7 protein-coding genes are annotated in these 7,801 nt (G+C 72.1%); 1 reads left to right on the top strand and 6 read right to left on the bottom strand.

Features of this window, described 5'->3' with window-relative positions:
* Positions 1-16 precede the first annotated feature (16 nt).
* Positions 17-391 carry an NTP pyrophosphohydrolase gene (locus tag GRC12_RS39325; RefSeq protein WP_208785241.1) on the bottom strand — a complete coding sequence of 125 codons (375 nt, stop codon included), beginning with the start codon at positions 389-391 and terminating at the stop codon, positions 17-19.
* Positions 392-439: 48 nt separating this feature from the next.
* Positions 440-1,330: an NAD(P)-dependent oxidoreductase gene (locus GRC12_RS39320; RefSeq protein WP_208785239.1), complete on the bottom strand. Its 891-nt coding sequence runs from the start codon at positions 1,328-1,330 to the stop codon at positions 440-442.
* Between the two features lie 149 nt (positions 1,331-1,479).
* On the opposite strand from GRC12_RS39320, the gene GRC12_RS39315 reads away from it, so the two are divergent.
* On the top strand, positions 1,480-2,499 hold the full coding sequence (locus tag GRC12_RS39315) for a hypothetical protein (RefSeq protein WP_208785237.1): 1,020 nt from the start codon (positions 1,480-1,482) through the stop codon (positions 2,497-2,499).
* A gap of 86 nt (positions 2,500-2,585) precedes the next feature.
* Here the strand turns inward: GRC12_RS39315 and GRC12_RS39310 are convergent, their stop codons facing one another.
* From GRC12_RS39310 to GRC12_RS39295, 4 genes are all read right to left on the bottom strand, one after another.
* A complete protein-coding gene (locus tag GRC12_RS39310; RefSeq protein ID WP_208785235.1) occupies positions 2,586-4,715 on the bottom strand; it encodes a 3-hydroxyacyl-CoA dehydrogenase NAD-binding domain-containing protein in 2,130 nt (709 codons plus the stop codon).
* Complete coding sequence (locus tag GRC12_RS39305; protein WP_208785233.1) at positions 4,712-5,929, bottom strand: thiolase family protein; 1,218 nt, start codon at positions 5,927-5,929, stop codon at positions 4,712-4,714. Before GRC12_RS39305 ends, GRC12_RS39310 begins: the two co-directional genes overlap by 4 nt.
* Before the next feature lie 209 nt (positions 5,930-6,138).
* Positions 6,139-7,425, bottom strand: coding sequence for a ribonuclease D (locus GRC12_RS39300; protein ID WP_208785231.1), 1,287 nt, complete (start codon positions 7,423-7,425; stop codon positions 6,139-6,141).
* A 131-nt stretch (positions 7,426-7,556) separates the two neighbouring features.
* Positions 7,557-7,801, bottom strand: a 245-nt coding sequence (locus GRC12_RS39295) for a response regulator transcription factor (protein ID WP_138897404.1), incomplete at its 5' end; no start/stop codon positions are given.

Raw genomic sequence — 7,801 nt, 5'->3', positions numbered from 1 at the left:
GGGCGGTGGGTGGGCGTCAGGTCGGTCTGACCGTTCGGGGGCCCGTCACCTCCGCGCCCAGTTCCGTCACCCGGCGCCTCAGCTCCCGGTCGGCGGTCACCACCAGGACCGGGCGGTCGCCCGCGGCCGCCACCAGCGCGACCATGTGGTCGTCCCCGCTGCCCGGCGCCGACTCGATCCGCACGCCCGGCACCGGCGTCACACCGCGCGCCGCGCCCTCGACCACGAGCACGATCTCCACGGGCCCGGCGTGCCCCGGCACACCGTCCGCCGCGAGCCGGTCCCGCAGTCGCTCCGCGGCCCCCCGCCGGTCCCGCCACCACCCGTCGGGCACCGACCCGACGACATTGGCGCCGTCGACGATCACCAGCAGCGGGTCGCTCTCACTCATGGGGCAAGGTTCGCACAGCGGTCGCCGGAGCCGTCCGCCCGTCGTACGTCAGTCCGTCGGCTTCTCCTCGAAGCTCGCGTAGTACGCCGCGGCCATGTCCTCGTCGCCGTGCCCCTGGCTCGCCGCCCGTTCCATGCGTTCGGCGGTGGCCGTGGCCACGTCCAGGCGTACGCCGTTGGCGCGGCCGGCCTCGACGATGAGGCGGGCGTCCTTGCCGGCCGTGGTCACCGCGAACTGGGCGGGGGAGAGCCGCCCTTCGAGGATCATCCCGGCCTTGGCCCTGAGGTAGCCCATGTCGAGCGGCCCGCCCGCGACGAGGTCGAAGAAGCCGGCCGGATCGACGTCCAGCGCCTTCGACAGGGCCAGCACCTCCCCGGCCGCCGCCGTGGCCGCGAGGACCCAGCTGTTGGCCACGAGCTTCAGCCGCGTGGCGCTGCCCGCCCCACCGTCGTCCCCGGTCCACACCGTCCGCGCGCCCACCGCGTCGAACACCGGCTCCACCGCCCCCCGCCCCTCGACGGGCCCGGCGGCCAGCACGGTCAGCTGCCCCGCCTCCGCGGGCTGGCGCGTACCGAGCACCGGGGCGTCGTAGAAGACGAGCCCCCGCTCGGCGGCGAACGCGGCCAGGTCGGCGACCGCGTCGATCCCGGCGGTGGTCGACTGCACCCACGCGGCGCCCGACCGCAGTCCGGAGGCGGCCTCGCGCATGACGTCCAGGGTCGCCGGACCGTCGTACAGCATGGTCAGGACCACGTCGGCGCCCCGTACCGCCTCCGCGGGCGTGTCGGCGATGTGCGCCCCGTCCGCGGCGAGCGGCTCGGCCTTGGCGCGGGTGCGGTTCCAGGCGCGGACGGTGTGTCCGGCGCGGGCGAGGTTGCGGGCCATGGCGGCGCCCATGATGCCCGTACCGAGGACGCCCACGATGAGCTTGTCGGTCATGAGATCGGCTTCCTTCTCACGTCGTTGCCGAGTGTGTGCGGTGCTGCTCGGGAACAGCCTGCCGGTTCAGTACCCCCTCGTGCGCGTCGGGCACGCGCCCCGGTGGGGCCGGACCGCGCGGCGTCAGGGCGGCCGCTTAAAGTGAACTGGTGAACGGCGACTGGCTTCTGCGCGGCCGTGACGGCCGGCTCAGTGTGTACCTCCCGACGGACGATGCCGTGCTGTGCCGGGCGGAACGCGCCCCCGGCGGCCCCTGGACGGACCCGCGTAGGGTCGGCGGCGAGCAGAAGCTGCACCCGTCCTCCTGCGCCGTCGGACAGGGCCGCGACCTCTACGCCCATCTGGTGTGCTGGCGCCCCACGACGGCCGGTGAGGCGGGTCTGGTGCACTCCACCCACTTCCGGCCCCGGCTCGCGGCCCTCGACTGGGCGTCCATCGGGCACCCCGACAAGAAGGGCGCCCTGACCGGCCCGCCCGCCGTCACGGTCGACGCGCAGGGCCGCGCCCATGTCTTCGTCCGCAACAAGGCCGGCGGGGTGAGCCTGGCCGCGCAGAAGGAGAAGGGCGGCTGGCAGCCCTGGACGGACCTCAAGGGACGTGACGTCCAAGGGGAGTTGGCGGCGGTGACGGGGGAGTCGGGACGCGTGGAGCTGTACGCGGCCGTGCCCGGCGGCATCCTGCACTGGCGGCAGGAGGAACCGGGCGGCGCGCTCACCCTGGAGGAGGCGATGGAGGCGCCGGTCCGCCCGGACACCCTGCGCGCCCTCGCCACGTCCCCCGACAGCACGACGCTCTTCTACACCGACGACTCGGGCGACCTGTGCGCCTGGCGCCCGGGTGCCAAGCCCGTCACCCTGCTGCCCTCCGCCGGGCCCGGTCCGGTCTCCGCCGTCCGCTGCGAACTCGACGGCCACGACTGCACCTTGCTCGCCCAGCGCTCGGCGGCCGGCCGGATCGCCTTCGCCGCGTACCCGACGGAGCAGGAGTCGGCGGGCGCCTGGTGGACCGACTCCGGACCGGCGCTGCCCTCGGACGCCACGGTCTCCCTGACGGTGGACCAGGACGACCGCGTGGTGGCGGCGACGCTGTCCCCGTCGACCGGCCAACTCCTCCTCACCCGCCGCAAGTCCGAACCGGGCCTGGCCCTGGAGGCATGGCGCGAGGTGTGACCGCCCTCTTCGCGACGAAGCCCGGTATGCAACGACAGAGGGCCTCCGCCCGGCGGCGGAGGCCCTCTTCACGCGCTGTCAGGGTGTTACGCCGGAACCGACGCCACTCCCGGAGCCAGGAACTTCTTGCCGTTCACGCGCTCGGAGACACCCTCGCGGTCCAGGTACGGCGTGATGCCGCCCAGGTGGAAGGGCCAGCCGGCGCCCGTGATCAGGCACAGGTCGATGTCCTGGGCCTCCGCGACGACGCCCTCGTCGAGCATGAGCCCGATCTCCTGCGCCACCGCGTCCAGGACGCGCTCGCGGACCTGCTCCTCCGTCAGGACGCTGTCGCCCTGCTTCAGCAGCGCCGCGACCTCCGGGTCCAGCTCCGGCTTCCCGCTGTCGTAGACGTAGAAGCCGCGCTTGCCCGCCTCGACGACCGCCTTGAGGTTGGGGGAGACCGTGAAGCGGTCCGGGAAGGCCCGGTTGAGGGTCTCCGAGACGTGCAGACCGATCGCGGGACCGACCAGCTCCAGGAGGACGAGAGGGGACATCGGCAGGCCCAGGGGCTCCACCGCCTTCTCCGCCACCTCGACCGGGGTGCCCTCGTCGATGACGTTCTGGATCTCGCCCATGAAGCGGGTGAGGATGCGGTTCACGACGAACGCCGGGGCGTCCTTGACCAGAACCGCGGTCTTCTTCAGCTTCTTGGCCACGGCGAACGCGGTCGCGAGCGACGCGTCGTCGGTCTGCTCGCCGCGGACGATCTCCAGCAGCGGCAGGATCGCGACCGGGTTGAAGAAGTGGAAGCCGACGACCCGCTCGGGGTTCTTCAGCTTCGACGCCATCTCCGTCACCGACAGCGAGGAGGTGTTGGTGGCGAGGATCGCGTGCGCCGGGGCGACCGCCTCGACCTCCGCGAACACCTGCTGCTTGACGCCGATCTCCTCGAAGACGGCCTCGATGACGAAGTCGGCGTCCGCGAAGCCCTCGGCCTTGTCCAGCACACCGGTGACCAGGGCCTTGAGGCGGTTGGCCTTGTCCTGGTTGATACGGCCCTTGCCGAGCAGCTTGTCGATCTCGGCGTGGACGTAGCCCACACCCTTGTCGACGCGCTCCTGGTCGATGTCGGTCAGCACGACCGGCACCTCCAGGCGGCGCAGGAAGAGCAGGGCGAGCTGGGAGGCCATCAGGCCCGCGCCGACCACGCCCACCTTGGTGACCGGGCGCGCCAGGTTCTTGTCCGGGGCGCCCGCGGGACGCTTGCCGCGCTTCTGCACCAGGTTGAACGCGTAGATGCCGGCGCGCAGTTCACCGCCCATGATGAGGTCGGCGAGGGCCTTGTCCTCGGCGTCGTAGCCCTGCTGCAGGTCGCCGTTCTTGGCGGCGGCGATGATGTCGAGGGCGCGGTAGGCGGCCGGGGCGGCGCCGTGCACCTTGGAGTCCGCGATGAAGCGGCCCTTTCCGACGGCCTGGTCCCAGGCCTCACCGCGGTCGACGACCGGGCGCTCGACGACGATCTCGCCCTTGAGGACGGCCGCCGTCCACAGCAGCGACTGCTCCAGGAAGTCGGCGCCCTCGAAGATGGCGTCGGCGATCCCCAGCTCGTAGACCTGCGCGCCCTTGAGCTGCTTGTTCTGGTTGAGGCTGTTCTCGATGATCACCGAGACGGCCTTGTCGGCGCCGATCAGGTTCGGCAGCAGGGTGCAGCCGCCCCAGCCGGGGACCAGGCCGAGGAAGACCTCGGGCAGGGAGAACGCGGGCAGGGCCGCGGACACCGTGCGGTACTGGCAGTGCAGGCCGACCTCGACGCCGCCGCCCATCGCGGCACCGTTGTAGTAGGCGAAGGTCGGCACCGCGAGGCCGCCGAGGCGCTTGAAGACCTCGTGGCCGCCCTTGCCGATGGCCAGCGCGTCCTTGTGCTCCTTCAGCAGTTCGACGCCCTTGAGGTCGGCGCCGACGGCGAAGATGAAGGGCTTGCCGGTGATGCCGACACCTACGATCTCGCCGGCCGCGGCCTCCTTCTCGACCTGGTCGATGGCGGTGTTGAGGTTCGCCAGCGAGGCCGGGCCGAAGGTGGTCGGTTTGGTGTGGTCGAAGCCGTTGTCCAGCGTGATGAGCGCGAAGCGCCCGGCGCCGAACGGCAGGTCGAGGTGGCGTACGTGCGCGGACGTGACGACCTCGTCGGGGAACAGCTCGGCCGCACCCTTCAAAAGCTCAGCGGTGGTGCTCACTTGTCCCCCTCGAAGTGCGGGTTCTCCCAGATGACCGTCGCGCCCATGCCGAAGCCGACGCACATGGTGGTGAGGCCGTAGCGGACGTTCGGCTGCTCCTCGAACTGGCGGGCCAGCTGCGTCATCAGACGGACGCCGGAGGAGGCCAGCGGGTGGCCGAAGGCGATGGCGCCGCCGTACTGGTTGACGCGCTCGTCGTCGTCGGCGATGCCGTAGTGGTCGAGGAAGGCCAGGACCTGGACGGCGAAGGCCTCGTTGATCTCGAAGAGGTTGATGTCCTCGATCGACAGACCGGCCTTGGCGAGGGCCTTCTCGGTCGCCGGGATCGGGCCGTAGCCCATGACCTCGGGCTCGACACCCGCGAAGGCGTAGGAGACCAGGCGCATCTTGACCGGGAGGCCGTTCTCGCGGGCGAAGTCCTCGGAGGCGATGATCGAGGCGGTCGCGCCGTCGTTCAGACCGGCCGCGTTGCCCGCGGTGACCCGGCCGTGGACGCGGAACGGCGTCTTGAGGCCCTGCAGGTTCTCCAGGGTGGTGCCCGGGCGCATCGGCTCGTCGGCCGTGACCAGGCCCCAGCCGGTCTCGCCGGCCTCGGGGTTCGTGCGCCGCACGGAGATCGGGACCAGGTCGGCCTGGATCTTGCCGTTGGCGTAGGCCTTGGCGGCCTTCTCCTGGGAGCGCACGGCGTACTCGTCGGCGCGCAGCTTGGTGATGTGCGGGTAGCGGTCGTGCAGGTTCTCGGCGGTCATGCCCATGAACAGCGCCGACTCGTCGACCAGCTTCTCGCTGACGAAGCGCGGGTTGGGGTCGACGCCCTCGCCCATCGGGTGGCGGCCCATGTGCTCGACACCGCCGGCGATGACGGCGTCGTAGGCGCCGAAGGCGATGGAGCCGGCCGTGGTCGTGACGGCGGTCAGCGCACCGGCGCACATACGGTCGATCGAGTAACCCGGCACCGACTGCGGCAGCCCGGCGAGGATGCCGGCCGTGCGGCCGAGGGTGAGGCCCTGGTCACCGATCTGCGTGGTCGCGGCGATGGCGACCTCGTCGATCTTCTTCGGGTCGAGACCGGGGTTGCGGCGCAGCAGCTCCCGGATCGCCTTCACGACGAGGTCGTCGGCGCGGGTCTCGTGGTAGATGCCCTTCGGGCCCGCCTTGCCGAACGGGGTACGGACGCCGTCGACGAAGACGACGTCCCTGACGGTACGAGGCACGATGGCTCTCCTCCAGATGCGGGATCTGCACTGCTGCGGCCGCGCTGAGCGCGCGCTCAGTCCCATGCTACTTATGAGTAACGTAGCTGCACAGCCCTGCAGGCGGGAGCGGTGAAGGTCACATCCGGGATATCCGTTTACGACGACTTCCGCATCCCCTCGCTCCCCATGCCGTCCCAGGATCTTGGCGTGATCTCGACGTAGAGACCTCAGGTCCCGGCGGACAGCGCCGCCACCAGGACCGGTGTCACCTGCTCGACCTGCCAGGGCCGCGCCCCGTACCCGGCCAGCGCGCCCGCCACCGACTCGGCGTCCACGACCGCCGGCGGCTCCCAGCAGACCCGCCGCACGGTGTCCGGCGCGATCAGGTTCTCCTGCGGCATGTTCAGGGTCTCGGCCAGCGCCGAGACCGCGGCCCGCGCGGCGGACAGCCGGGCCGCGGCCGCGGGGTCCTTGTCGGCCCAGGCCCGCGGGGGCGGCGGCCCGGTCACGGGCTGCCCGGGGGCCGGCAGCTGGGCCTCGGGCAGGGCCTTCGCCCGGTCGACGGCGGCCTGCCACTGCTCCAGCTGACGCCGCCCCGTCCGGTGCCCGAAGCCGTTCAGCGCTGCCAGCGCGTGCACGTTCGCCGGAAGGGCGAGCGCCGCCTCGACGATGGCCGCGTCGCTGAGCACCTTGCCCGGCGACACGTCCCGCCGCTGCGCGATCCGGTCCCGCGTCTGCCACAGCTCCCGCACCACGGCCAGCTGGCGGCGCCGGCGGACCTTGTGCATCCCGGACGTCCGGCGCCAGGGGTCCTTGCGCGGCTCGGCCGGCGGCGCGGCGGCGATCGCGTCGAACTCCTGCCGCGCCCACTCCAGCTTGCCCTGCCGGTCCAGCTCCTTCTCCAGCGCGTCGCGCAGATCGACCAGGAGCTCGACGTCCAGCGCCGCGTACCTCAGCCACGGCTCGGGCAGCGGCCGGGTCGACCAGTCGACCGCGGAGTGCCCCTTCTCCAGTACGAAGCCGAGGACGCCCTCGACCATCGCGCCCAGGCCGACCCGCGGGAACCCGGCGAGCCGCCCCGCCAGCTCGGTGTCGAACAGCCGCGTCGGCACCATGCCTATCTCGCGCAGACAGGGCAGGTCCTGGGTGGCCGCGTGCAGGACCCACTCGACGCCGGACAGCGCCTCGCCGAGCCCGGACAGATCCGGACAGGCGACGGGATCGATCAGCGCGGTGCCCGCGCCCTCGCGGCGCAGCTGCACCAGATAGGCCTTCTGGCCGTAGCGGTAGCCGGACGCGCGTTCGGCGTCGACGGCGACGGGGCCGGAACCGGCGGCGAACGCGGCGATCGTCCCGGCCAGCGACTCGGCGTCGGCGATCACGGGCGGAATGCCCTCGCGCGGTTCCAGCAGAGGGATCGGCGCCCCGGTGTCAGAAGATCCGCCGTCGTCCGGAGGGGCGCCTCCGGTGGTTCGCAGTGATGCGTCTGCTGCGGTTTCTTGGGCGTCGGTCACATGTCAAGGGTATCTGTGGATGGACGGCGCCCGCCGACGGAACGTTCCGTCGGCGGGCGCCTGAGGGTCGCAAACCAGTCAGTTCGACGAAAGCCCTGGTTCACGGATATGGACACCGAGGCCCGCCCGTCTCAGTGGATGATGCCGGTGCGCAGGGCCACGGCCACCATCCCGGCGCGGTCACCGGTGCCGAGCTTGCGGGCGATCCGGGCGAGGTGGCTCTTGACGGTGAGCGCGGACAGGCCCATGGAGACGCCGATCGCCTTGTTCGACTGGCCCTCCGCGACCAGTCTCAGCACCTCGACCTCACGGCCGGAGAGCTCGCGGTAGCCGCCCGGGTGGCTCGGGGCACCCGGGGGGCGGCGGTGCATACGGG

Source organism: Streptomyces griseorubiginosus (assembly GCF_017614965.1).
Classification (GTDB): Bacteria; Actinomycetota; Actinomycetes; order Streptomycetales; family Streptomycetaceae; genus Streptomyces; species Streptomyces griseorubiginosus_B.
Note: the sequence above shows the minus strand (reverse complement) of the source record. Positions and strands in the feature narration are given on the sequence as shown.